This window comes from Spirosoma sp. 209 (assembly GCF_002006735.1).
Taxonomy (GTDB): domain Bacteria; phylum Bacteroidota; class Bacteroidia; order Cytophagales; family Spirosomataceae; genus Spirosoma; species Spirosoma sordidisoli.
Genome location: NZ_MVEC01000029.1, coordinates 1 through 26635 on the forward strand (window position 1 = coordinate 1; position 26635 = coordinate 26635).

The 26635-nt window shown below is 54.6% G+C and carries 17 protein-coding genes; 8 read left to right on the forward strand and 9 right to left on the reverse strand.

Annotated features, from left to right (window positions below; all coding sequences use genetic code 11):
* Positions 1-660 precede the first annotated feature (660 nt).
* Both B1C80_RS27505 and B1C80_RS27510 read left to right on the forward strand, forming a co-directional pair.
* The gene (locus B1C80_RS27505; RefSeq protein WP_077924439.1) at positions 661-2631 is read left to right on the forward strand and encodes a sialate O-acetylesterase; all 1971 of its coding nucleotides are present in this window, start codon (positions 661-663) and stop codon (positions 2629-2631) included.
* Positions 2632-2653: 22 nt separating this feature from the next.
* The gene (locus tag B1C80_RS27510; RefSeq protein ID WP_077924425.1) at positions 2654-4198 is read left to right on the forward strand and encodes an acetylxylan esterase; all 1545 of its coding nucleotides are present in this window, start codon (positions 2654-2656) and stop codon (positions 4196-4198) included.
* A gap of 204 nt (positions 4199-4402) precedes the next feature.
* Here B1C80_RS27510 and bla read toward each other — a convergent pair whose 3' ends face one another.
* Positions 4403-5452, reverse strand: a complete 1050-nt coding sequence (gene bla / locus B1C80_RS27515) for a class A beta-lactamase (RefSeq protein WP_077924440.1) — start codon at positions 5450-5452, stop codon at positions 4403-4405.
* A gap of 225 nt (positions 5453-5677) precedes the next feature.
* Here bla and B1C80_RS27520 point away from each other — a divergent pair, with 225 nt between their 5' ends.
* The gene (locus tag B1C80_RS27520) at positions 5678-8797 is read left to right on the forward strand and encodes a SusC/RagA family TonB-linked outer membrane protein (protein ID WP_077924426.1); all 3120 of its coding nucleotides are present in this window, start codon (positions 5678-5680) and stop codon (positions 8795-8797) included.
* 22 nt (positions 8798-8819) lie between these two features.
* Positions 8820-10241: a SusD/RagB family nutrient-binding outer membrane lipoprotein gene (locus B1C80_RS27525; protein WP_077924427.1), complete on the forward strand. Its 1422-nt coding sequence runs from the start codon at positions 8820-8822 to the stop codon at positions 10239-10241.
* Between the two features lie 47 nt (positions 10242-10288).
* On the opposite strand, the gene B1C80_RS27530 is transcribed toward B1C80_RS27525, so the two are convergent.
* The 6 genes from B1C80_RS27530 to B1C80_RS27555 form a co-directional block, all read right to left on the reverse strand.
* Entirely contained in the window at positions 10289-10780 is a 492-nt protein-coding gene (locus tag B1C80_RS27530; protein ID WP_077924428.1) for an RES family NAD+ phosphorylase, read from the reverse strand.
* A complete protein-coding gene (locus B1C80_RS27535) occupies positions 10780-11208 on the reverse strand; it encodes an antitoxin Xre/MbcA/ParS toxin-binding domain-containing protein (protein WP_077924429.1) in 429 nt (142 codons plus the stop codon). The genes B1C80_RS27530 and B1C80_RS27535 overlap by 1 nt, the downstream gene beginning before the upstream one ends.
* Positions 11209-11340: 132 nt before the next feature.
* The gene (locus B1C80_RS27540) at positions 11341-12222 is read right to left on the reverse strand and encodes a PHB depolymerase family esterase (protein ID WP_077924430.1); all 882 of its coding nucleotides are present in this window, start codon (positions 12220-12222) and stop codon (positions 11341-11343) included.
* 174 nt (positions 12223-12396) lie between these two features.
* Positions 12397-12780, reverse strand: coding sequence for a hypothetical protein (locus B1C80_RS27545; protein WP_077924431.1), 384 nt, complete (start codon positions 12778-12780; stop codon positions 12397-12399).
* Positions 12781-12869: 89 nt separating this feature from the next.
* Positions 12870-13652 (reverse strand): NUDIX domain-containing protein, encoded by a 783-nt coding sequence (locus B1C80_RS27550; RefSeq protein ID WP_077924432.1) that lies wholly within the window; start codon positions 13650-13652, stop codon positions 12870-12872.
* A 78-nt stretch (positions 13653-13730) separates the two neighbouring features.
* Positions 13731-14588 carry a sugar phosphate isomerase/epimerase gene (locus B1C80_RS27555; protein ID WP_077924433.1) on the reverse strand — a complete coding sequence of 286 codons (858 nt, stop codon included), beginning with the start codon at positions 14586-14588 and terminating at the stop codon, positions 13731-13733.
* A 930-nt stretch (positions 14589-15518) separates the two neighbouring features.
* Here B1C80_RS27555 and B1C80_RS27560 point away from each other — a divergent pair.
* The 3 genes from B1C80_RS27560 (at position 15519) to B1C80_RS27570 (ending at position 21531) form a co-directional block, all read left to right on the forward strand.
* Complete coding sequence (locus B1C80_RS27560) at positions 15519-17162, forward strand: ATP-binding protein (protein ID WP_161492825.1); 1644 nt, start codon at positions 15519-15521, stop codon at positions 17160-17162.
* A gap of 156 nt (positions 17163-17318) precedes the next feature.
* The gene (locus tag B1C80_RS27565; protein ID WP_077924435.1) at positions 17319-18662 is read left to right on the forward strand and encodes a Gfo/Idh/MocA family protein; all 1344 of its coding nucleotides are present in this window, start codon (positions 17319-17321) and stop codon (positions 18660-18662) included.
* A gap of 232 nt (positions 18663-18894) precedes the next feature.
* Complete coding sequence (locus B1C80_RS27570) at positions 18895-21531, forward strand: alpha-L-rhamnosidase (RefSeq protein WP_077924441.1); 2637 nt, start codon at positions 18895-18897, stop codon at positions 21529-21531.
* Positions 21532-21541: 10 nt separating this feature from the next.
* Here B1C80_RS27570 and B1C80_RS27575 read toward each other — a convergent pair whose 3' ends face one another.
* Positions 21542-23254 carry a hypothetical protein gene (locus B1C80_RS27575; RefSeq protein WP_077924436.1) on the reverse strand — a complete coding sequence of 571 codons (1713 nt, stop codon included), beginning with the start codon at positions 23252-23254 and terminating at the stop codon, positions 21542-21544.
* A gap of 44 nt (positions 23255-23298) precedes the next feature.
* A complete protein-coding gene (locus tag B1C80_RS27580; protein ID WP_077924437.1) occupies positions 23299-24693 on the reverse strand; it encodes a proprotein convertase P-domain-containing protein in 1395 nt (464 codons plus the stop codon).
* Between the two features lie 489 nt (positions 24694-25182).
* Between B1C80_RS27580 and B1C80_RS27585 the strand changes: the two genes are divergently transcribed.
* Positions 25183-26049, forward strand: a complete 867-nt coding sequence (locus B1C80_RS27585; RefSeq protein WP_077924438.1) for a DUF5694 domain-containing protein — start codon at positions 25183-25185, stop codon at positions 26047-26049.
* The last annotated feature ends 586 nt before the right edge of the window (positions 26050-26635 follow it).

Here is a 26635-nt window from a genome sequence, read left to right on the forward strand (position 1 = left end):
TAGGGGGCGGGGGGGTGAAAAGGCAGCCCATTCGGGCTAGAGGAGTTCACATAAATTCCTTCCCCAAACAACCTCTTGGGCCGGGCCGCCGTCGCGGGGCGGGGGGTAGAAAAGAAAGTCATTCGAGTCACTTTAAGCATGAAAATGCCTATCCCTAACAAACCTCTAGGAAAGCGCACCTGGCACTGAGAGTTTCCTCCTCAGATACGGTGATTGTTGGTTTATACCACCCCAAAGACGACTGTCTCCTGTCACACTGTAGGGAAAAACTTTAACAATCGATTGCATAAATTTTCAAGTATTAAGTTGTCTTTCTCTGACTATGAAGACTCATAGCGTTTGAATAATCTGTTGATAAAGTGGGCTGGTCGAATCTCGTCCAGGTTGCAAATTCATGAAAGAGAACTGCATCAGGTTCTATGTACAAACAGCTTTTATTTCTGGACACAGCATACAAAAAGCGGTTAGAACTGCATAGCACCTTGCCTTTTAGCTGTAACCGATTGCAAAACAGAAGAATTTGTTTATCATTCTTGCCAACCGGGGTCGTACATGTCAATCCGTCTGTTATCTCCTTCCTAACAAACCCCTCCAGGACGGTAGTGCGTTAGTGGACCTGACGGTCGTGTTCATCTGATGTTGGTCGAAACTTATTCGTTCATGAATTTTTACATCTGCCGCCGTGGTGCTTTACCTACTGTTGGCAACCTGATTGCTCTTTTATGCCTGTTACTGGCTTTTCATCCAACGGCCCGCGCTCAGGTGCGACTACCTAAGCTGATCAGTAACGGAATGGTTTTGCAACGCGATGTACCGCTGAGAATATGGGGCTGGGCAAAGGCGGGGGAGCGGATCTCGGTCCGTTTCAGGAACAAAACCGTTAGAACCGTAACCGACGCTGCCGGGAAATGGCAGGTCAATCTGCCGCCAACGCCCGCGGGCGGACCGTTCGTGATGGCAATAGAAGGCAGTACAAAAATTTCCCTGACAGACATTCTGATCGGGGACGTATGGTTTTGCAGCGGGCAAAGCAATATGGTTCACCAGATGAACATCCATGACGTCACTTATGCCAGGGATATCCGGGAAGCCGACTATCCGCAGATTCGTCAGTTCTGGGTGCCTACCCTGACCAGTTTGCAGGCTCCCCAGTCCGACCTCCCGGAAGGGCAGTGGAAAGCCGCTGTTGGTGCGGATGTGCGGCCTTTTTCGGCAGTGGCTTACTTCTTCGCCAGAAAGCTGTTCGACAGGTACAAAATCCCGGTTGGCATCATCAACGCCAGTGTGGGCGGTACCCCCATCGAAGCCTGGATCAGCGAAAGCGGACTTGCCGATTTCAGTGCGCTACAAACCATTATTCAGAAGAATAAAGACACGACCTACCTGAACAGCCTGACGCGTCGACAACCCGCCAGCGCGACCCGACCGGCCCCTCCGGTTGATCTGGGATTGACAGGTCCGGCAAAGTGGTACGAGCTGACCTACACGCCCAAAGGCTGGCGACCCATCAACGTGCCGGGTTATTGGGAAGATCAGGGTATCAAGGATCTGAACGGCGTGGTCTGGTACCGCCGGGAGGTCGATGTTCCCGCTTCTATGGCAGGCAAACCCGCCACTGTGTTTCTGGGCCGAATCGTCGATGCCGATGAACTTTACATAAATGGCAAACAGGTCGGACGAACCACCTATCAATACCCGCAACGCCGGTATACCGTACCCGCTGATGTACTGAAAGCAGGCAAAAACGCCTTCGTGGTTCGGGTCACCAACACGGGTGGGAAGGGCGGATTTGTGCCCGACAAGCCCTATTGCCTCTTTGCCGGAGCAGATACCGTTGATCTGAAAGGTACCTGGCACTATAAAGTAGGCACCGCCTATCGCCCGTTTGCGGGAGGGGGATTTGGAGGGGGCATTAACGCCCAAAATCAGCCGACGGCCCTCTTTAATGCCATGGTAGCGCCCGACATTCAATACGCCATAAAAGGCTTCTGCTGGTACCAGGGCGAAAGCAATGCCGGCCGGCCTCAGGAGTATCAAAAACTGCTGCCAGCTTTGATCAGTGACTGGCGAAACCAGTGGAAACAGGGTCAATTACCGTTCCTGTACGTTCAGCTGCCAGGCTATATGGAGTACAATTACCTGCCAGCCGAAAGTGGCTGGGCCACCCTGCGGGAAGCTCAGCTCAACGCCCTTTCGGTCCCTAACACCGCCATGGCCGTGGCTATTGACCTGGGCGAATGGAACGACATTCACCCCGACAACAAGAAAGACGTGGGTGAGCGATTGGCCCTGGCGGCTCTAAAAACGGCCTATAAAGAGAACGTTGTTGCCTCAGGACCCTTGTTTCAATCCGCGTCGGTTGACGGGAATAGGATTACCATCCGTTTCACCAGCACGGGCAGCGGCCTGATAACCAACGACGGGGAAGAGCTGGGCGAGTTTGCGGTGGCGGGCAGCGACCGGAAATTCGTTTGGGCCAGGGCAAAAATTGAGGGCGACAAGGTCGTTGTGTGGAATGATGAGGTGACAGCGCCCCTTTACGTGCGCTACGCCTGGGCCGACAACCCAGTTCAGCCCAACCTGTATAATAAGGAGGGGTTACCGGCGTCGCCATTCAGGACGGATAAATAATAATCCTATATCCATTAACTACATGCAAACCTACCTGACCCTTGGCCTGCTCGCCAGCCTCTCTTACGGGGCTGCGGCTCAGCAAGCTGTCATTGACAGTAGTAAATACCCGCCCCCAAAAACCTGGACGGCCCAGCAGGATCAGGCCAACATGCTACAGCAGCTGGGCATAAAAAAGTTGAGACCCGGACCCAGCGCCAACGAAGCCGACCCCAATCACGCGAACTACGACGAAGCCAAAGCCGATCCCTGTCCGCAGCTCCCTGATCTGCTCACCACCAAAAATGGCAGGAAAGTAACCACCCCTGACCAGTGGTGGAAAACCCGCCGACCCGAACTCATTGACGATTTCGAACGGGAAGTGTACGGTCGAGTGCCTGCCAACCTGCCCAAAGTAACCTGGGTCACTAAAATCACCGACAACGAATTCGTTGGCCGTACGCCGGTTGTCGCCAAACAGCTGATCGGGCGGGTCGATAACCGTGATTATCCGCTGATCAACGTGAACATCAACATGGTACTGGTGCTGCCGGCTAATGTAAAGGGGCCGGTTCCGGTGATGATGATGCTGGGGTTCCCGACTTTGCCCGCCCCCGCTCAACCCTCGCCGGCCGACCTCGAAAAGCTCAATACCGCTTTCAAGGAGATGATGATCAGAAGCAATCCGGAGCTGAAAGCCATCTTTGACCGGTATCCGGCCTACAATCCCATTACCCGACTGCCCGGACCCAACTTTTTTGCCCCGCCACCAAACGGCGATTCGCCCCCGACCGAGCAGTTGCTGGCCGCTGGTTGGGGCTATTGTACAATTGAGCCCAACAGTATACAGGCCGACAACGGGTCGGGCCTGACCCGGGGCATTATTGGTCTCGTTAACAAAGGGCAGCCCCGCAAACCCGACGACTGGGGCGCTTTACGAGCCTGGGCCTGGGGAGCCTCCCGCGCCCTCGACTACCTGGAAACAGAACCCCTGGTCAACGCGAAACAGGTCGGCATTGAGGGCGTTTCGCGCTACGGGAAAGCGGCCCTGGTGGCTATGGCTTTTGACCAGCGGTTTGGTATGGGCCTTATCGGGTCTTCGGGCAAGGGCGGGGCTACGCTGCACCGCCGGGTGTTTGGCGAAGCGGTTGAAAGCCTGACAAACAGTGGCGGCTATCATTGGATGGCCGGAAACTACCTGAAGTACGCTGCTGACGAATCTACTTTTGGCCGCAAAACAGGCTGTGACCTACCCGTCGATTCGCACCAGCTACTGGCCTTGTGTGCACCTCGACCTACGTTTGTCAGCTACGGGATACCCGAAAAAGGCGACGCCCAATGGCTCGATCAGATGGGGAGTTACAAAGCCACCGTAGCGGCTGGTTCCGTCTACCGACTGCTCGGAGCCCGGGACCTGGGCGTTAGTAACGACTATACTACCGAACAAATGCCGCCGGTACTGACCGGACTCATGGATGGCGAACTGGCCTGGCGTCAGCACAACGGGGGCCATACCGATGCGCCTAATTTTCAACATGTTATACCCTGGGCCAGTAAACTATTCAACTACACCCGTACTGCCAAATAGCAGGCTCCAGCTACCGGGAGGGTATTGACGTTAACCCTAGATAATGCACGTTACCAGTAGCCTCTCCAGTTTCTAGAGTGCACATTGAAAGCGCCCCCACTTCGCTGCATTTACTGCCGAGTGGGGGCGCATCGTTTAGTAGATTCTGGTATAAACTTTAGGAATTTCAGCCCATGGCTAGCCGGTTTGATCTAAAGGTCCGGGTCAGCGGGCGCCCTCGCCGACGGGTAGTGGCTGGAACAGGAAGTAATCGTAGACGGCCCGGGCCATATGGGCAATGGTCTGCTCCCGCTCGGCGGTGGGTTGGGTCGATGGCCCGATGAACACGGCGATGGCAATGTGGCCCGCGTCGTCGGGCAGGGTTATGTAGCCTACATCGTCGGTGGCGGTGGCGCCGAGCGAGCCGGTCTTGTGTGCCAGCACGGTATTAGGCGGTAAAAAGCCCCGGAGCCGGGCCTCGCCACTCCGGCAGCGCTCCATAACGCCCAGTAATACATCACGGCTTTCGGGTTTAAGGGCTTTACCCTGGTAGATTTTTGCCAGCAGGTCGACCATAGCAGCGGGCGTTGAGGTATCCCGCGGATCGGTACCGAACGCTTCGACGGCTTTCTTGCGCGCTTCCGGCGCCCTTGCTTTTTCCAGGTTTTCGTAGAATCCGGTCGTCCACTGGTCGGCAGGAGGCAGGGTGACCCCCTGCAAATCGGCCAGTAGTTCGATGATCGATCGGTCGACCGACATACCCTGTACATTCAGCGATTTCAGGCAGTTTCGTACCGCTTCCGGCCCACCCGCCAGGCGGAGCAGGATATCCGTCGCTGAATTGTCGCTGATGACCATCATCAACTCCAGCAGGTTCTGCACCGATAGCTGTACACCGGGTTTGTTGAAGAGCGCCGTCAGGGTGCCACTGCCCGGATGCAAATCAGACGGTTTGAGATCGACCATCGTCGTCAGCGACAGCTCGCCCCGCTCGATTCGCTGCAGCAGTTGAACCGCAATCGCGACTTTAACCGTACTGGCCATCGGGAATTTAAGCTGTGGGTTGTAGCTGATCTGTTGCCCCGACTCCAGATGGATTGCCTGAACGCCGACCTGTCCCCCACCGAGTCTGGCAATACGTTCCAGTTCCCGCTCCATTCGCTGGACAACGACCGGCTGCCCATTCGGGCGCGTCGCTGGTGCCTGAGCCAGGGCCGTTGAGGAGGTGACCAGCAGGAACCCTAGTAACCAGAGGGCCAATAATTTTTTTTTCATGTGATTCAGGTTGTTCAAAAATTAATAGGAAAACAGACGATTCGTAAGCGGTTAACTGATAGACGTATAGATGGCTTTTCAGCCATTTCGGGCTACTATATGGCGCTATGCGAAGAAAGCAGAAGAATCTTTGCCGTTCTGCAATATTTGCAAAACTTTTATTAATCCTTAAATTTGCTAGACTAACTTCCTTTTCATTTTTTGTATAATTAACTGATTCTCAACATGAAAGAATTATTACGATGCTGGCTAGGCCTGGTCCTGTTTCTCACCTCGTTGGCGGTCCAGGCGCAGTCGGTAGACGTGAGCGGCCGTGTTACCGCCGATGCCGACAACTCGCCCCTGCCCGGGGTAAACGTGTCGGTAAAAGGAACAACCACCGGTACCCAGACCGATGCCGACGGGCAATTCCGACTACGCGTCAACGCCCCTGCGGCCACGCTGGTTTTCAGCTATATCGGCTACATCAATCAGGAAATTTCTGTTGGGAACCGCACCAGTATCAACGTTAGCCTGAAGCAGGACGACCGGCAGCTGAACGAGGTCGTTGTGACAGCCCTGGGTATCAGCCGTGCGAAAAAGGATCTTGGCTATGCCACCCAGGGCGTGGATGCTACCGAGATCGTTCAGAACCGCCAAACGAACGTTGTGAACGCCCTGCAGGGAAAAGTAGCCGGCGTAACGATTTCCAGCACAGGTGGTGCGCCGGGTCAGGGAGCCCGCATCCTGATTCGCGGTATCAACTCGCTCGACGTTAGCCGCGACAACCAGCCTCTGTTCGTAGTGGATGGTATTCTGCTCGACAACAGCACATCGACCATTGGGTCCGGAGCCGAACTTCGCGGCCTCTCAAACCGGGCTGCGGACATCAACCCCGACGATATTGAAACGATCAATATTCTGAAAGGTGGTGCTGCCACCGCCCTCTACGGGCTGCGTGGCGCAAACGGGGTCGTTGTCATTACCACCAAGTCAGGAAAAGCCGGCACCCTGCGGACCAACTTTACCAGCACGTTTGGTGTCGAAAACGTAAACAAATACCCCGAAGTCCAGGACAGATATACCATTGGGTATTCGGGGATCTATAACCCGCAGGACTTTTTCCCGTCCTGGGGTCCAACGGTAGAAGACGCCATAAAAATTGACCCGACCCACCCGCAGCGCCTGTACAATCCGTTCAAAGATGCCTACCAGACGGGCAGGCAGTATCAGAACAACCTGTCGTTTACGGGCGGTACGGAAAAAATTACGTTTCTGTCGTCGATCAATCATCTGCGCCACGAAGGGGTGATTCCCTTTACCAACTTCAACAAGCTGTCGGTTCGGCTGAACACTAACGTGAAACTGAGCGACAAATTCAGTGTCAACTCGACCCTGAACTTCATCAACTCGGGGGGCGACCGCTACAATGCCGACCGTTTCAACGAGAGCCTGAGCTACTGGTCGCCCCGCTACGATGTGCGGGATTTCCGGAAACCGGACGGCACCCAGAACACCTATGGCAACGGCAATCCGATCTACGGGGCTTACTCCAATAAACTTCGCGATAACGTAAACCGGCTGGTAGGTGGGTTAAACTTCGTTTATAACCCGCTGAAGTGGCTGTCGCTCAACTACCGGGCCGGGCTCGATACCTATTCGGACGGCCGGGTCCGTACGGCGCCGGGACCAACCGGCCTGGCGGGCGAGCGGGTATTCGAGGACAACGTGCAGGGATTTGTTTACCAGTACAATACCAGCTTTCGGGCCATAACGTCGACGTTTACGGCCAGTACGAACACCAAAATCGGGCAAAACCTGAATACTACCTTCCGGCTCGGCCACGACCTCTACGACCGGCGTATCCGGAGTTTCGGGGCAGAGGGCAATGGGCTGACGGTGTATGATTACTTCGACCTGCGTAACGCCAAGACGATCACGGCGGTACAAAGCGGAGAAGATTACCGGCTGATGGGCATTTTCGGGGAGCTCACCCTCGATTACAAGGATTTCCTGTTTCTGACCCTGACGGGTCGTAACGACATCACCTCTTCGCTGCAAGCGCCCAACAACTCGTTTTTTTATCCGTCGGCCAGTCTGGCGTATATCTTCTCCCAGCAGTTTAAACTACCCGAAGTCATCAGTATGGGTAAGCTGCGAGCCTCGTACGCGCAGATCGGGAAAGACGCAGCCCCCTACTCTACCATTACGGGTTATGCCTCCTACGTCCAACTCCCATCGGGCTCGACCGGCTTTACCCGGGGTTCGTTGCTGGGCGATCCGAACCTGCGCCCCGAGTTTACCGACACCTTCGAGGCCGGTCTGGAAATGGGCTTTCTCGACAACCGGCTGGGGCTTGACCTGACCTACTATAACTCTCTCAGCCGCGATCAGATTATATCGGTCGATGTGTCGTCGGCAACGGGCTACGTCCGGGCGGCTATCAACTCGGGGTCTATGCGGAACCGGGGCATTGAGCTGATCCTGCGGGCTACCCCCGTCCGGACCAATAAGCTGACCTGGGATGTAAATCTGAATTTCTCGGCCAACCGGAACAAAATCCTGAGTCTGCGCGATGGTCTGACGGAGATCAACTACGCCAACCAGTTCGGCTACTCCAGTTCGACCGTAACGATGCGGCTCGTGCCGGGTTATGCCTACGGCAACCTCTACGGCCGGAGCTACCAGCGGTACTACCCCAACGCCGGCGAAGCCAATGCCTCACCCGAACTGGACCGCAGCCGCCCCATCGTTATCGGCGCCAATGGCTTTCCGGTCATCAATACGACCCAGAAAATACTGGGTAACTCACAACCCAAATGGATCGGTGGCCTGAATAACACCCTGCGCTACGGCAACTTCACCCTGACGGCCCTGGTCGACGCCCGCGTAGGGCAGGACCGGTACAACCAGTTGGGTAACTTCTTCTCCGCGTTCGGTATTGCCGAATACACCGAAGACCGCAACACCACCAAAGTCTTTGACGGGGTGCTGGCCAACGGTACTCCCAACACCAAAGCCGTCTTTCTCGGCCAGGGCGTCGGACCAGACGGAGTCGATTACGGGAACGGTTTTTACCGGAACGTGCACCGGGGCGTTTCGGAGAACTTCATCGAAGACGCGTCCTGGGTTCGGCTCCGCTCGGCCGGGCTGACCTACGCCCTGCCTTCGTCGCTGTTTAGCCATTCGGTGATCAAGAATGTATCGGTCAGCGTAACGGGCAATAACCTCGCTCTCTGGACCAAGTTCACCGGCTACGATCCCGAAACCAGTTCGACCAACAGCGGCAGCAACATCGACGGGTTCACCGGCTTCACCTATCCCGCCGTTCGGAGTTTTCTCTTCACGCTCAACGCAGGTTTTTAACCGACTTTTTCTCAAGCGCATCATGAAAGTAGCTAATCGATATACCTTACTGGCCCTGACCACGCTCTTCCTGGGTGGAGCAACCAGCTGTCAGGACTATTTTGAGCAGAACACGAACCCGAACCTGATTGCCAATCCGCCCCTGAGTTCGCTGCTGTCGACAACCACGCAGAAAACGGCTTACAGCTCGCAGCGGGTGGCCAACACCACTTCCTATTTTGTTCAGTACCTGGCTGGTCCGGGCGCAGGTGGGTCGACGGATACGTATCAGATAACCGACTATACCGGCACCTGGGATTATGTCTACTTCGCGATGGCCGACCTGTACGACCTGAAACGACGGGCGCAGGAGCAGGCGGCATCGGAATACGTTGGGGTTGCCGATGTGATGCTGGCCTACCATCTCAACCTGATTGCCGACACCTTCGGGGCTGCCCCCTTCGCCAACGCATTCGACGGGACAACCCTCACCCCAACCTACGACTCAGAAGAGACCCTGTACACGACGGCTCTGTCGCTGCTGAACGAGAGCCTCACCGAGCTGGCCAAAACAGACTCGCGGCTGAAGCTACAAGAGGCTAATGACCTGATTCACAAAGGCAGTACGGCTGCCTGGATCAAGACTGCTAATGCCCTGAAGGCGCGTATGCTCAACAAAATCTCGAAGAAGAGTTCGTACAGCCCGGCTGCCGTTCTCGATGCGGTGTCAAAATCCTACGCGTCCAATGCCGATGATGCGCAGATGAGTGCGTTTCTGCTCCGGAATCCTTGGGCGCAGGTGGCCCGTAGCAATGCCTTGCTGGTACTGGACGGCTGGCTGTCTACCCAGCTGGTCAATCAGCTGAACGGGACAAATTATGGCCTGGTCGACCCGCGCATCGAAAAGATTACCGACCGAACCGTGAACAACACCTACGTCGGCACGCGCAACGGACAGGGAAATGTTGGCGGCAACAATACAGTGAAGGATGAAGTGTATATCTCGCTGAATTCGCCCCTGACAGGTGATGCCTCTCCCCTGCTCATCGTTACCTACGCTGAAATGAAGTTTGTCGAAGCCGAAGCCGCTTTCCGGGCCGGGGACCGGGCGCGCGCCTATACTGCCTATCTGGCTGGTATCCGGGCCAATATGGATAAACTGGGCGTGGCCACGGCGGCTCTTGACACCTATCTGGCCCACCCGGCCGTTGGCGTAGGCGCCGATAAGCTAACTCTTGATCTCATTTTCAAGGAAAAGTACGTTGTCACCTACCTTAATCCCGAAGCCTGGAACGATGCGCGCCGGTATGATTACCAGTACAAAGGATTTACGTTGCCGCTCAATGCCGCTCTGCCCACCTTTATCCGCCGGGTAGCCTACCCCAACGGGGAAACATCGAAAAACGGCTCGAACGTGCCGGCCGAGGTGCCGCTGTCGACCCCGCTCTGGTGGGATAAACCCTAAACTCTTCTGCACAGGCGGCTCCCGGGAGCCGCCTGTTTGTTTATCGACTAATCGACTGACGCGGTCGGCAGGCGGGGGTCGACGGGATAGGGTTGAATAGTCAGTACCGAACAGGCCGGTCGTAACGAATGCAGCGGATCGATCAGGACGTTGCGGGAAGGCGACAGCGGCACCACTGCCGATGGAAGTGCCAGGCATAACGACCCATGGTGGCGAAACTGCGCGTCCGCATAGCTGGCCAGCCCGGGCGGAGTCACAAACGGGTCATCCCAACCGACCGGCAATTCACTGGCCGACAGGTACACAATTGACGCATCCGGTACCGAAATCTCGCACAGGATCAGCGGGGGCAGATCGGCCAGGGGTGTCCCGTCGAGGTGTACCATATACTCCAGAAAGCAAAGCTCCGGTGTCGTAGCCGTGTAGACCATGGGGCGTCCTTTGGCATTCCAGCGGCCTCCGTGCAGCTGGGCACCAATCCCATCGAGAATCGTATCGCGGTGGCTGTCGGTCTGGATGCGGTACAGGGTGATAGCCATTAGCTGAACACCCCGTATTCAATACGCCCCAGTAGATCCTCTACCAGCTGAACGCCGGTCGGACTATCCATCAGATCGAGTGGTGACCGGTCAGCCAGCGCCCGCAGCGGCCGACGGAGCCAGCGGGTAAATTTGCCCTGGTCCTGAAAGACAGCGGTGCCGTGACCAGCCAGCCGACTGAGTAACAGCAGTCGCTCGGAGGTGGCCGCATCGAGCCGACCCGCTTTGGCCTGCCGATGGAAAGTAGCGACCGACTGGTTCAGCAGCCGGGCCATTTCCTTATCGGCAACCCCCAGCAGACCCGCAACGCGCCCCGCTTCTGAACCAGCCAGTCCCTGCCGGGAGCGGTCTATGAGCTGAAGTGCCGTTAGCGGAACTACGTTGACGTCGGGTCGTGTAGATGGCGGTAGGGTTGCCTGGGTAGCCATACTAGCTGGTGTTTTTATTCGGGAAATCAGTCAACTACTCTCTAAACAGAATCAATTGATTGCAATATAACACGCTTTTGATTCTAATAGTTACTAACCTACTTTCTCACCGACTGCGTTTGTCGCCGGTATCTATCGAATCTGGCGGATGAAGAACCGCAGCGCTTCTACGTGCACATCCAGATCGTTGGGGTAGTCGTGTTTTCCGCCGATAACCTTAAGCAAAACAACCTCGGGTTTACCCAACTCGCGGTAGGTATATCGCTCAATAGTCCTGCCATCATTCGGGTCAACATCCGGCAGGTTTTCCCGGCGTGGTTGCCCACGATAGCGGGCCAGATCAGCCCAATACGCCAGGGTGCGCGCGGTAGAGCGAACCTCTCCCATGTTCATAGTTGGGCCCAGGTTGACAAGGCCTCCGTTGTACGGGTTTACGTCATCGTCGGTTCCGTTGATAATCATGACAGGCACCGGTTTCCCGGTCGGAACACAATCCATATTGGTAGTATCGGGTAGGTTGGCAATGATCGCCGTAATAGCCCGGAACCGGTCGGGCATGGTAAGCGCCAGTTTATAGGCCATATGGCCACCGCCGGAGGTACCCACCGCAAAAACCTGGTTGGTGTTGGCGCCAAATCGCTTGTTGAAATACCCAATCATGGCCTCAAAAAAAGCCTGCTCGTTCAGGTTCTCTTTATTAGCCGCAGCCGGAGACGCTTTTCGACACTCGTTCCAGTAGCGTTTGTAGCCGTTGGGATAAACAATAAGGGTGTTCTCAGTCCGGGCCTGCTGCTCCATCCGGGCAGCCGCTTTCATCATATCCAGTCCGCTCCCGTTCGAGCCATGCAGCACAAAGACCAGGCTGGGTTTGCGTAATGCAAGGGGTGGCGTACTGTAATGGAATGGCCGATAATGCCCTTCAACCAACACGGAGTCGGTCAGAACCTGAGCGTTCAGCGAGCTTACCAAAAGCAGGGAGAGTACTGACGGGAGTACACAGGTACGATAGTTCATAAGTTGAGTCAGGTGATTCGAATTGGTTATTTTGCTGGACTGACTGCCCGGGACATCGCCAGGCGGATTACCCTGAAAGCCGGAAGCCAGCCACCCTCCGGTACCAGCGCTCGGTCTGGCAGGCAGGTGACTGGCTCTGTAAGGTAAAAAAAGAAACGTCAGGAGAGGTACTATTTAGTTTTTGACCCGAACGCCGGTTGACTCAAACATATTCATCAGCTGGCCTTTGAGATGGTCGTTATCTACTTTGGCCAGTTCAACGCCAATTTCGCCAGCCTGTTCGGTATTGAAGTAGATGGTAATTTTGTCGGCGGCTTCGTCCACCTTGGTAATGGGTATAGGCTCGGGTCTGGTACCCGACTGATCTTTCAGCGACCCCGTCAATTTACCATCTTTCCGAACCAGATCAGTCATAAACCTGACGTCACCGTTGGGTGTTCCGGCTATGGTTACCTCCCACTTTCCCGCAAAAAAATCGGCAGGTGCAGCCGCCTGCGAAAATCCATCGTAGGCAAGACCCAGGCATAAAAATAGAAACAACAGACTCACTTTTTTCATGATCAACAGCGTTTAAACGTAAACTAGAAAAGAGAAAAGGGTAAAAAAAGAGGCTTTATCAGCCGCTGGCTACAGACCCTTGGGCGCGATTACATTACCAGTACAATTCCTTCTTCCAGCGCCTTCTGATAATTGGTCCGGTTAAATTCGTACAGGTTAGGCGACCGGTGCGGACCGATGGACCGCTGTTCATCGAGTTTGTTCAGCAAGCCGAGCGCAAACAACTTCCGCGGAAAGTTGCGCCGATCGAGGGTTTTGCCGAGCAGGGTTTCATAAAGCACATGTATTTCGGGCAGCGTAAACTGATCAGGGAGTAAACTGGCCCCGATCGGCTGGTGGTAGAGCTGAAGCCGTATCGTCTCCAGCGCCTTGTCAACCATATCGTTATGGTCGTACAGCAGCTCGGGCAGAGCGGCAATATCCCACCAGCTGTAGTCCTCTACGATCAGGTCCGTCTGCACGATAACCCGCTCGTAGTCGACCAGCGCGTAATAGCCGATAGAAATCTGTCGGCCGAGGAGCCAGTTGTCTTCCCGGATGGTGATCCAGTCGCCTACCAGCTGCTGCAGATCTTCGGCCCGTTGCTCCCGATGTCGGTAAGGGCTATCGCCAAACGTATAAAATTGCTGAAGGAACAGGTCTGTTATACCGGTTCGTTCGGCCAGTATCCGGTTGGCCGCATCGCCGAACCGTTCGTCCTTCCTGATAAAGCCGCCCGGTAAGCCCCACCCATCTGAGCCGTGTAGCTTAACCAGCAAAATTTTCAGCTGCTGATCGTGATACCCCAGAATGGCGCAGTCGATCGTCAGATGAGGCAAATGCCGCTGCCCACCGTGGAGGACAAAATCAATCACTTCGTCAGTCGTCTTCATCCGGAAAAATTTGGGCCTCAGGTCATGAACAGGATTTTGTAGCCTGCCGCAGGCGGCTGCGGCAGGCATCGCTCGGCGTCAGACGCGCAGTTTTTGCACGTTCTGGTAACTGATGGCGATCGCTTCCAGCGGGGAGCCCTTCACAACGGCATCCTGCTCTACGAAGTAATGCTGAATACCGGCCGTCTTGTGCGCATCCAGAATGCGCTGAAAATCGACCGAGCCGGTACCCACTTCGGCAAATTCGCGTTTCTCGGTTTTGGCAATGTCTTTCAGGTGCACGAGCGGGAACCGGCCGGGGTTCTTTCTGAACAGCTCAACCGGATCCTGACCGGCCCGGATAGCCCAGTACAGATCCAGCTCCATTTTTACCAGTTTCGGATCGGTACCGGACAGCATCACCTGATAAGGCACCTGCCCATCCAGCGTCTCAAACTCGAAGTCATGGTTGTGATAACCGAACTGGATACCGGCCTTCTGACAAACCTCGCCGGCGGTGTTCAGGGTGTCGCACAGTTTCTTGTAATCGTCGATCGTCTTGCGGTCCTGCGGGAACAGAAACGCGCACATCATGTATTTCTGCCCGATCCCGGCGGCATGCTCCACGGCTACATTCCAGTCTTTTTTCAGGTTATTGGGCATGTAATGGCCGCTGGGCGACGTAAGATTAAGGCTGGTAAGCAGCGTCTTGAATTCAGCGGGCGTTTTGCCGAAAAATTTCCCACCCGCATACCCGAACGTTTCCACTTCCCGGTAACCAATGTCGGCAACTTTTTTCAGCGTCCCCTCCACATCCTTGCCTAACTCATTGCGCAGGGTATACAACTGAAGGCCAATTTTTTTGATCGGTTTAGCGAAAACGTCTACCTGACTTAGATAAGGCAGCGTCAGGGCCAGGGCACTGGTTCTGAGAAACTCTTTGCGGGATATCGTCATTGTCTGCTTGGATTAAACTGGTCTGACCAGCTGTTGATTGTAGATTATTCCTGAGGTATGAACTGAAGGCGGCTACTGGCCCAGAGGGCTTTTTTGGAAGGTACTTACTGACTTTAATCGACTCGAAGGGCGGACTTTTACGCCCCCCAGCCCCCTAAAGGGGGAGTTGACCCCGCCGTTTTTTCTCCCCCTTTAGGCCGGGCCGCCGTCGCGGGGCTGGGGGGTGTACAATCCAGTCTCTACACGGCTTTCGGGTCTTAACTCCCTTTCCCTAAACAAGCCCTGAGGGGCTTCTCGTTAGATACACCCGTTTTCTTCCATGATACACGGCGGATGCCGAATCGGGGCCGGTATTGGCTGACCTCCCTTAATATTCGCATTCCCCTATTATATTCCTTAACGCCGGTTTCTCAAACATGGCCAATTCCTATTGCGTCAAAATGACAAGACAAATGAAGTGAAGATTTATTAATACGTCAAATTAACGCATTACTTTTTTTAAACTTTTTCTTGGAATGAGTAAGTAATACAGCCGGAAACAAACGGCGAAAGAAGGGGCAGCGATTATCCATTAAATTTCAGGGAAACATGATCACACGGTTGTGGTCTTTACACATAGCATATAGACTCTATCTAAAACGCTGTAACTTTGTAGACAAGGAGTCTTGCCCCACTACCCGCTTCCAACCTATCTGCACTCCCCTTTTTCAGAGGTAGGTGACCCTTTGCCCTTGTTCTCTGCTACCCGTACAGCCTATTATTTTGGACAATACGTTTATTTCCGCTGATTACCCCTTTTTGTCCGGTGGCGGTGAGATGGGTCAACGAATCAGAGACTTTCCATGGGAGACAACGCCGTTAGGTGCTCCCAATAGTTGGTCACAAAGCCTGCGTACGCTTGTCCAGATGGTGCTTGCCACCAGATCGCCCATGCTCATCTTGTGGGGACCGGAGCTGATAACGATCTACAATGACGGATTCCGGGCTGGGTTTAGCAACCTGAATAACCATCCAGCCGCGTTGGGACAGCCAGGCGCCGTAAGCTGGGCCGACATCTGGCCCTACGCAGGGCCCGTAATCCAAACCTGTATGGCCGGTGGCCGGGCTGAATGGATTGACGGTCAGAAGCTTCCGATTCCGGGCAATAACCCCCTCGGGGCTACCTATGCGACATTTTGCTTTAGCCCCCTGGCCGATGAGGGGACGATTAACGGCGTACTGGTCACTTGTTTAGAAGCCACCCAGACACTCGAATTTCGCCATGCCTATCTGCTCCGGTTGAGTGACCTGCTGCGCCCGCTCATCGATCCGCAGGTTATTCAGGCTACGGCGGCTCAGCTGCTGGGCGAAACCCTGGGGGCAAATCGGGTACATTATGGAGAAATAAGTCAGGATGGGCGTTTGGTAGTGGTGACATCGAACTACGTTAAGGGGGTTATTGAGCTGACCGGAGAGTTTGTCATGGCTGACTTTGGCCCGGCGGTTGTTGCGCGCTTACAGGCTGGCCAGACTATTGTCATGAACGACCTTACCGCCGATCCTGCGCTATCTGCCGCCGAACGGGCGATGAACGAACAGGTTGGTATCAAGGCTCAGGTTGGTGTGCCTTTGCGAAAAGCAGGCCAATTGATCGGAATTTTATCCGTTCATGCCTCTTTACCCAGAAGCTGGACCCCGGCCGAAGTTCAACTGATCGAAGAAACCGCCGAGCGGACCTGGGAAGCCGTTGAACGCTCGCGGAGCGAAACCGCGTTACGACGGCGGGAAGAAAAGTACCGCCATTTGTCAGTAGAGCTGGAAAACAGAGTGATGGCCCGCACCCAGGAGCTGTTACTGGTCAATCAGGATTTACAACGTTCGAACGATAATTTGCAGCAGTTTGCCTATGTAGCCAGCCACGACCTGCAGGAACCCCTCCGCAAGATCAGGCAATTCGGTAGTCTGCTCAAACAGCGATATGCCAGTACACTGGACCGGGAAGGACAGGATTATCTTCAGCGTATGAGTTCAGCCAGCGAGCGTATGTCTACCTTGATCAAAGACCTGCTGGCGTATTCGCGCATAGCCACCCGGCAGCAATCGTTCGGGCTGGTCTCCCTGGCTGACATTGTAGCCGGCGTGCTGGAGACCCTATCGTGGCAAATTGACGAAAGACAGGTGCAACTGAGCTTGGACGAATTGCCGCAGGTAAAGGGAGATGTATCCCAATTGTCTCAGTTGTTTCAAAATCTGATCTCAAACGCGATTAAGTTTACCCCGCCTAGCCAGCAACCCCAGCTTCAGATTCGCTATCGGCTTTGTCAGGCTGATGAATTACCGGCAGTATTGATGCCGGCTAAACAGACTGGCTACTACCATCAGATCAGCCTGATTGATCAGGGTATCGGTTTTGAAGAAAGGTACCTCGACCGCATCTTTCAGGTATTTCAGCGGCTGCATGGAAACCGCGAATTTGAAGGAACCGGCGTTGGCTTAGCGATATGCCAGCGAGTGGTAGAAAATCATGGGGGTGCCCTCACGGCCAAAAGTAAGCCAGACGAAGGGGCAACCTTCATCGTTTATCTCCCTGCCTGATCAGGCAATTATTAGGACAATAGCGTGTTTCCGCCGACAAAAGCAATTAGAAATCAGCAATTACGGCTTATAGTAATGTTTTCGGGTATAGTAATGTCGGTCTGTGTGTAACCATACCAGGCTGGCCCCCTAACATGAACCTTAATTGCTAATCGAGTGGATACATCAAGACGAGAGTTTATCAAAAAAACAGCGCTGGGAACCGTTGGCCTGTCGGTGGGAGGACTGGCCCCGGGTATGTCGGCGAAGAGTTATGCAAAAATCATCGGTGCCAACGAGCGGATCAACGTGGCTATCATCGGGCTCGGTCGGCGGTTAAGTGCCTACTACGAGCCGATCTCGCTGAAAAGCAGCAACGTTGAGCTTGTCTATCTCTGCGATGTTATGAAGAAGCAGCGCGAGTCGGGTGCCCAAAAGTTTTCGAAGCATATCTCGTATGCACCCAAGCTGGAAAACGACATCCGCAAGGTCATTGCCGACAAGCAGGTCGACGCCCTGTTCAACGCCACGCCCGACCACTGGCATGCGCCCGGCACCTGGATGGCCGTTCAGGGCGGTAAACACGTGTACGTAGAAAAGCCCTGTAGCCATAACCCCCGCGAGGGCGAAATCCTGATCGAATGCCAGAAAAAATACGGCAAGATCATCCAGATGGGTAACCAGCAACGGTCGGCGCTCGAATCGATCGATATTATCAACCAGATACACAATGGCGTCATTGGAACCCCATTTAAAGCCGTGGCTTTTTACGCGGCCACCCGGGGTGAGGTGCCGGTGGCAAAGAAGGCGCCCGTTCCTGATGGACTCGACTGGGAACTGTTTCAGGGCCCTGCTCCCCGGACCCCCTACACCCACGACACCTGGGATTATAACTGGCACTGGTACGGCTGGCAATACGGCACAGCCGAAAGTGGCAATAACGCTACCCACGAACTGGACGTAGCGCGCTGGGCTCTCCAGGTCGAATACCCGGAACACGTTGCGGTCGAGGCTGCCAAACGGGCTTTCCCGACCGACGGGTGGGTCATGTACGATACCATGGATGCCACTTTCCGCTTTCCCGGCAACAAAATCATCAAGTGGGATGGCAAAAGTCGCAACGGCCATAAAACCTACGGCAGCGACCGCGGCACGATTATCTACGGCAGCAACGGCAGCGTCTACGTCGATCGCGACGGCTACACCCTGTTTAACCGGGAAGGAAAAACGGTAAAAACCAGTAAGTCGGGCGGTTCGGAAGCCGGCACCGCGCTGGGCGGGGGTGGCGATATGACGACCCGCCACGTAGTCAACTTCTTCGAAGCGATCCGGGGTAAAGCGAAACAGGCATCACCCATCGACGAAGGGGCCAAAAGCACGCTCTTGTGTCACCTGGCCAACATCGCGTACCGGACCAATAAGTCGCTGGAGGTAGACACCACCAACGGACACGTTCGCGATCGGGAGGCTATGAAGCTGTGGAGCCGCGAGTATGAAAAAGGCTGGGAACCCCGCATCTAACAAGTACCGGTGTTTACCGGAGCGTATCGGTTAGCCCGTTGTAGGTCGGTTATAAGACCCCTACAACGGGCTTTTCACTCAATCACCACCCGCATCTGCCATGACCGACTGCCTGTCTGCCCTACCCTCTTCGTTTTCAGTTTCCTCCGGTACCGCAACCGGGCGTGCCGCCAAAAGCCTGGCCTCGTTACTAGTTCGTACTCTGATTGGCGGCCTGGGCAGTCTATTCTTCATGAGGTCAGTAAGCGCACAAACCCCGGGTACACCCGTTGATCTGAAGACAGAACATCTGGTCAATCCGCTTGGTATCGACGCCACAACACCCCGATTCTCGTGGCGGTTACAGGATCCGAGACGGGGAGCCCGACAAACCGCCTGGCAGATACAGGTAAGCACCGACTCGCTGGAGCCTGGCCGGGGAGCCGGAAACAGCTGGCAACCCACCCGACAGGCATCCGACCAAACGCTGGTCACCTATTCTGGTAAACCCCTTCGTCCGTTTACCACCTACTTCTGGCGAGTCACGGCCTGGGATCAGGATGGTAAGCCACATACGTCAGCAACGGCCCGATTTGAAACCGGACTTATGCATCCGAAAAACTGGCAGGGTGCCTGGATCAGCGACGGGGCCGATGAAACGGTCAAACCGGCCCCCTACTTCCGAAAGGTCTTTCAGACGGGTAAGACGATCCGGAGCGCCCGGGCTTACATAGCGACAGGCGGGCTGTATGAACTTTATCTGAACGGACAAAAGATAGGCAACCACCGGCTCGACCCCATGTACACCCGCTTCGACCGCCGGGTTCTGTATGTGACGTACGACGTAACGAAGCAGCTCAGGACCGGTGCCAATGCGCTGGGCGTTTTGCTGGGTAATGGCTGGTACAATCATCAGTCAACGGCGGTATGGTATTTTCACAAAGCCCCCTGGCGTAACCGGCCCACCTTCTGCCTCGATCTGCGAATCGCCTACGACGATGGCAGCGTTGAGACCATATCCTCCGGCACCGACTGGAAAACCAGCCTCAGTCCAATCCGCTTCAACAGCATCTACACCGCCGAACAGTACGACGCGCGCCTGGAGCAGCCCGGCTGGAATCAGGTCAATTTTGACGATACAAAATGGACTGCCGCTAAAATCAGGTCGGCCCCATCCGCCAACATCGTAGCGCAGGTTATGCATCCGATCCGAAACGTAGAAGCGATACCGGCCCGCAGCCTGACCAAATTAAATGATACGACCTACGTCTTTGACCTGGGCCGCAACATAGCCGGCGTCAGCCAGATTCGCGTGCAGGGTCCGGCGGGCACAACCCTCCGGCTGAAACATGCCGAACGACTAACGAAAGACGGACGGGCCGATCAGTCGAATATCGACATGCATTACCGACCTACCGATCAGAGCGACCCGTTCCAGACCGATGTAGTCACGCTCAGCGGTCGGGGTGAGGAAACATTCATGCCCCATTTCAATTACAAAGGGTTTCAGTACGTAGAGGTCACCAGTACGCAACCCGTAACTCTCACTCAACAGAGTCTGACGGGGTATTTTATGCATAGCGACGTGCCCGCTACGGGTCAGGTGAACTCGGCCAATCCAACCTTGAACAAAATCTGGCAGGCAACCAACAACTCGTACCTGTCAAACCTGTTCGGCTACCCGACCGACTGCCCACAACGGGAGAAAAACGGCTGGACCGGCGATGCCCACATTGCCGTTGAGACCGGTTTATACAACTTCGATGGCATCACCATCTATGAAAAATGGCTGGCCGATCACCGCGATGAACAGCAGCCGAACGGCGTATTGCCTTCGATCATCCCCACCGGCGGTTGGGGGTACGACTGGGGGAACGGCCCCGACTGGACCAGCACCATTGCGCTGATTCCCTGGAACGTATACCTGTTTTACGGCGACAAAAAAATCCTGATCGACAATTACGACGCCATCAAACGGTACGTTGATCACCTCGAAGCCAGTAGCCCTAATAACCTGACCAGCTGGGGCCTGGGCGACTGGGTGCCCGTAAAATCTAAAGCCCCCGTTGAGCTGACCTCGTCGATCTATTACTACACGGATACCCGCATACTGGCCAACATAGCCAGACTCCTCAACCGAACCGACGATTATACCCATTATTCATCCCTGGCGGCCCGCATCCGACAGGCAATTAACACCAAATACCTGAACCAGACAGCGGCCCGCTACGGGTCGGGGCTCCAAACTGAACTCAGCGCACCGCTCCACTGGGGCCTGGTACCCGATGAGCTGACGGCGGCCGTAGCGTCTCAACTGGCTCAGCGGGTCGAAGCCGACCAGGCCCATATCGATGTTGGCCTGCTTGGCACCAAAACCATTTTGAATGCACTCAGCGACAACGGCCATGCCGATCTGGCCTACCGGGTCGCTTCGCAGGAAACCTTTCCGTCCTGGGGCTGGTGGATAGCCAATGGAGCCACTACCCTGTACGAGAACTGGCCTATCGATGCCAAAAGCGATATCTCCCTGAATCATATCATGTTTGGCGAAGTTGGAGCCTGGATGTACAAGGCTTTGGGTGGTATCAAACCGGACCCCAGCGCACCCGGTTTTAAGCACATTCTTCTGAAACCCAACTTTGTAAAAACCCTGGATCATTTTGAGGCCACCCACCAGGGTCCGCACGGAATGATCCGGTCTGCCTGGCGCCGATCGGGTTCGGGGATTACCTACCTGGTCACCGTACCCCCCAATTCAACGGCTACACTCTTCCTGACGGACGGGCAGGCGTACGCAGACGGGCGACTGCTGAGTCCAACTACAAACGCAGGTGTGTCGGGTCGGCAGTATACGCTCCTGGCAGGCAGCTATCAGTTCGAGATTCGATAAGTCTGGAACGCTACTGGCGGGTAAGGGAAACTTTGGGGCAAAGCACCGACTCGCAGGGCGAACAGGACGCGACGGCCACGGTAGTGCGCACCTGTCGGCAGGCCGTATTGGTCGCATCGCGAATGGTGATCGGATAGGTTGTTGAGTTGTTGGCGCTGAGCTGCCGGCCTGCTCCAACGGTTACGGCCTGTCCATAGGCCGTACCACCCGCGTTGAGCACAGTTCCGCCCGATCCGTCGCTGTTGGCGTTTAGCACCAGCTCGTACCGACCGCTTCCGTTTACAGCTGTTGCCTGTACCGTCACCAGAAAATAATCATCAGCGCTCGTGGCATCGGTCCCGTTTGCCTGACACCCGCTCTGGCTGAATGTCTGAATGCTGAGGCTGCATGAACACGAAGCCGGGGCCGCATAGGTAACCGAAGCCGGTGTACAAGCCGTACTACTGGAGGTTACCGTAACCGTATGGCTGGCCGCATTGGCCGTGAGACCGGTCAGGGTATAACTCTGCGGGCTGCTGCCACTGGTTGAAACGGTAGTAGAGCGAACCCCATCGGTAACCGTCAGCGAACCGGAAGCCGCGTTGGTGAAACTAACGCTCCCGGTGAGCGTGTACTGATTCGTTGCGGGTACACAGGCGCCCGGCATTGCGGTAACGGCCAGCGTTGGACAGGTCGAGCAGGCCGATGGTGAGCAGTCGACAACGATGGCGGCCTGATCGTTCGGGTAGTTGGCACTGTAGGTATCGAAGCGGTTGCCCGTTGTGTTCCGATCGCAGAACCGCATATTCGTACCGATATAGCGGCCGTCATTGGCGGCCCGGCTTGCCCCCCCGTTGACCACGATCCGCCCGTTGGTTCCCGTCACGATCTTGGTAATGGACAGGTCGTATCCCGTAGCAATATCCAGCAGTCCGTTCAGTACAATCGGCCCGTCGATGTTCACCGTGCCTTTCACCGTAATGCAGTTGTTGCTGATAAACTGTTTGGCTCCCTTATCGCCCGTTCTGAACTCACACCCGAGCGTTCCGTTCTGCGCCGGCACACAGGTCGTTTGCAGGAGTCCGTTGTTCGTAAATCCGCCATGGTTGTAGAAGGTGCGATAAACCGTTATCACCCCCGTGCTCTGGTTGATAAATGAATTGGCTTCTGAGTCTTCGAGACTGGAGAATACCATCGTACCTGCGTTTGTATACGTGGTCGAGTTACCCGCTACGAAGTTGGGCGGTGCCGTGGCGGTTAGGGTTGCCCCGGCTCCATTCGCAAACGTGAACGAACCTCCGGTCGTTGTCACGGCCGAGTTTGCCGTGAACGTAACCTGCCCGGCGTTGTTGATGAGCAGGCCGGCGTTGATATTGGTCAGGTTCGTCGACAGTGAGGCCCCGGCACTCACCGCAATGGTCGAATTTCCGTTCAGATTCAGCCCGCCGTTGAGCACAAACGTACCGTTTACCGTGATGGATATACTGTTGGCAGCCAATGCGTTGGTTTGGGTCCAGGTAACGCCCGGCGCTACGCAGATTCGGATACCTGTTTTGTTCTGATCAATCGAGATATTACCTACGTTGGCCAGGATGCAGAGGGTCTCGCCCGAATTCAAACTGCTAAAGTCAGTCCCGCTTCCCACACCAGTGTAGGATCGGGTGCAGGTTGTACACTGAGCAACGGCGAGTTGTTTGCCCAGCAGGGTTATGCACAGAATAAGCAGGTAAAATCTTGTTTTCATGCGTCAAGTAATTAATAGTATCACAAGCCGATCGGTACGACCCGCTATTGTTGTCTGCTGATGCGGACAGGCATGGTAAACCGGTTGTTGGCGCGGGACTTTTCCCGGTACTGCCCCTCCGGGTCAATGACTATCTCGAGCCAGTACGTACCTGATTTCAGGCCTTTGGGCAGTTGTATATACTGACCTTCGTACATCATGCCATACGTGTCGTATCCGCCAACGCTGATGCCCTGCCGCGAGGCCTGGCAACTGGCGTACGATCCCAGCCCGTAGTTGGCCAGGTTTTCGGGACCGTAGGTTACGCCCCGGTCCTGGCACAACGTATCGGACGAGCGACAAATACCCGAATCGAACAGGCAGTAGCTGACCTTTCGGCCGGTGGCCACGACTTTCTCCGCTTCTCGCCCGTTTCGGGTTTTATACCGCTGAACAAGCCGAAACTCGACCCAGTCGTCGGCATGGTAATGGTTATGTCCCGGTTTTTCGTCGAAATAATTGGTCCCGGCGGGGTAGTCGTGCCAGCTGAGGCTGTCGGCCTGCCGGCTATATACCCGCTGATACAGGCGTTGTCGGGCCAGGGTACCGTCTGCACAGCGGCTGCCCGAATCCACGCGCTGCTGCTGGCAGTACCATTCCCGATTGCCAACCGTTTCCATGGGCCCATCGCCAATATTCGCAATGGAGGCCGCAAAGCGTAACTGCCCGGGGTAGGTCGGATCATTCCAGGCATATTCTTTGATCTGCGCCCGGGTAAACGAGCCGATGATTACCAGATCGGGAAGCAGCTGGCAGTCGCTCCGATCGGTTGAGCACCGGCAAGCGGCCGGATTCTGGAACGAACAGGGGGTTTTCTCATCATTGGGCATCGGGTTCGCACCAAATTCCAGCGTCACGTAAGTCAGCACGCCCCCCTCCCCTTTTCGCAGATCGGTAATCAACAGATACCAGGTCCCGTTCGGGTTCTGCCCATCGTTCAAAAAGCGAAACCGGCCATCCGGACTGTACTCCCCGGCAAACGGGGCACTAGCCTGGTGGATGTACCCCGAAAATCCATTCGACCGAAAACAGGTATTGGCAAAGTCGGCCCCCTGGTCTCCCCCATTCCGGTTACTCAGCCATATGCTTTGCCCATTGGGCGCAACCAGTTCTATTTTTAGATCAGACGTACGACTGTGCTGAATATTGAAACAGACTTTCATCAGCCCGTATTCAGCGTCGATGCGCGCGGGTAAGTGATCAACCCGTATGGGTATAGAATCGGCCCGAACGCTGGTGTCAAAGTCGGTCAGCGTACGGCCGGGACTAATAAACTGTTGGGCCAGGCACTGCCCTACCGACGCTAGCACCAGTAGTAGCAGACTTACCCACCAGGAAAACGTCTCTACCCGGTAATAGCGGAGGTAGTACCTGTAGTCTTTCGGTATTGATTTGATCATTTCTCCCGTAAAACTAGGCTGGCAGGCATGACTGGTCAAACGTTACTTCTACATGATGTGGGAGATAGTTGATCAATAGACAAGAATCATGCCGTAGCAACCTATTCCTCAATTGATTATATCCAGAATTCATTTAAGTATATTTTTTGATTTATATGTATCTAAACCACTAATTTATGAAACTTTTTAAGTAGTGAGTTAACTTTACAACGGCTAATCAGCTGAATGAAAGTTTAGCCAGCCTGGCAACAACCCCTGTACCTCATTTTCACCCAGCTGCTTACCCCAATTAAGCTGCTTGTCTAGTACATGACTTCTAGTTTCCCTCACCAACAGGTATTCCTCCCATCGTCCATAACTGGACAAGATTGTCCAGTTATGGACGAAGAGACCGACTTTGCTTTCGTTTAGCCTGCTGACACTCAACAGTCACCGTTTGTGGCACAGCAGTTGTCTATACACGTTTAACCAATCGATCCAAAACACGTCATGAACGTTCGTTTCTGTCTATTTGCCAGCCTGCTCACCTTCACACTTACGGCAGGTCTGGCCCAGCAAAAATCCTCTAAAACACAGATTATACTGCTTGGCAGTGCCCACTTTGGGCAGGAGAGTTTTTACAAAGATGCACCCATGGCCGACCTCTTTCAGGAGAACCGCCAGCGGGAAGTCGACCAGGTGAACGCCAAACTAGCGCGGTTCAAACCCGACCTGATTCTGATTGAGCGTGAGCCGGGCGAACAGGCCCAGGTTGATAGTCTGTATGGCCTTTATAAGTCGAACCGATTGTCGTTCCGGGACCTATCCCACGGCCGTGCTGAACAATACCAGATCGCGTATGCGCTCGCCAAACAACTAAATCTACGGTCGGTCTTCGGCGTTGATTATTACATCGGCACATCGAATCGGATTCTCAATCAGGGGCAGCACATTGATTATTATTTGAACGAACTCAAAGCCTTCAGCGATTTGGGCAACAGCGTTATTGGTGCCTTTCGGGCAGGAACGATGCGTTTACCCGATTTCCTGATCAAGCTTAACTCGCCCCAGGTACTGCAGGAAACGTACCGCGTCATGTACATCACGCCGGCTAAAGTCAGGCAGGGAAAACTGAACACGAAAGACCCCTTGCTCGATAGCACCCGTATTTCATCTGATTACGTAGGGGCCGATTTCATCACCTATTTCTACAGTCGAGAATTGCGCATCTATTCGAATATCGTCAACCGGCAACTGGCCGAAAAAAAGCAACGGATTCTGGTTGTCATGGGACAGCGCCATGCTGCCGTCCTGACCAAACTGTTCGAAAACGATCCCGACTACGAAATCGTACCCGTTGAGAAATACCTGCGGTAAGTCGGTACCGATTTGCTTACATAACCAGCATTGGGGTCATATAGGACAAAATGTCCTTTATGACCCCAATGCGTTTAATTTACCTTCTGAACATATCCATCCGTACCAATACACTTACATCTGCAGGCCTGCCATCTCAATTCTAAACGGCGCTGCAGGGGCCATAATCATCTAGAATAGATCATCTTCGGCGGGCTGCTACAGATCCAAATTGCGACACATCCGGCTCATTATATCTGATCGTTGCTTTAAAGAATAGGCCGTTAGCCGGGTTCTGGACGCTATTGCGCTACCCATCAGGTGTAGATGGTTTCTGAGCTCTGTTCATAATCAAATAATAGACTACACAATCGCAATTATTGATTAATTAGTAGATGTTTTAGTGCTGTTTTTTGGACTTTTTGGCTTTTTCAGCCCCAGCCGGTACCAATAGACTTACAATAGATTTTAACTAAAATAGCTATTCTTATTTTCACAACTACCTGTGGCCAATTACAGTATTTTTTGATAGCGATCATCGGTACTATTTACCATTGCACACTTTTATCGAGTTGGCATAAAACATCAACAATTATCTCATAATCAG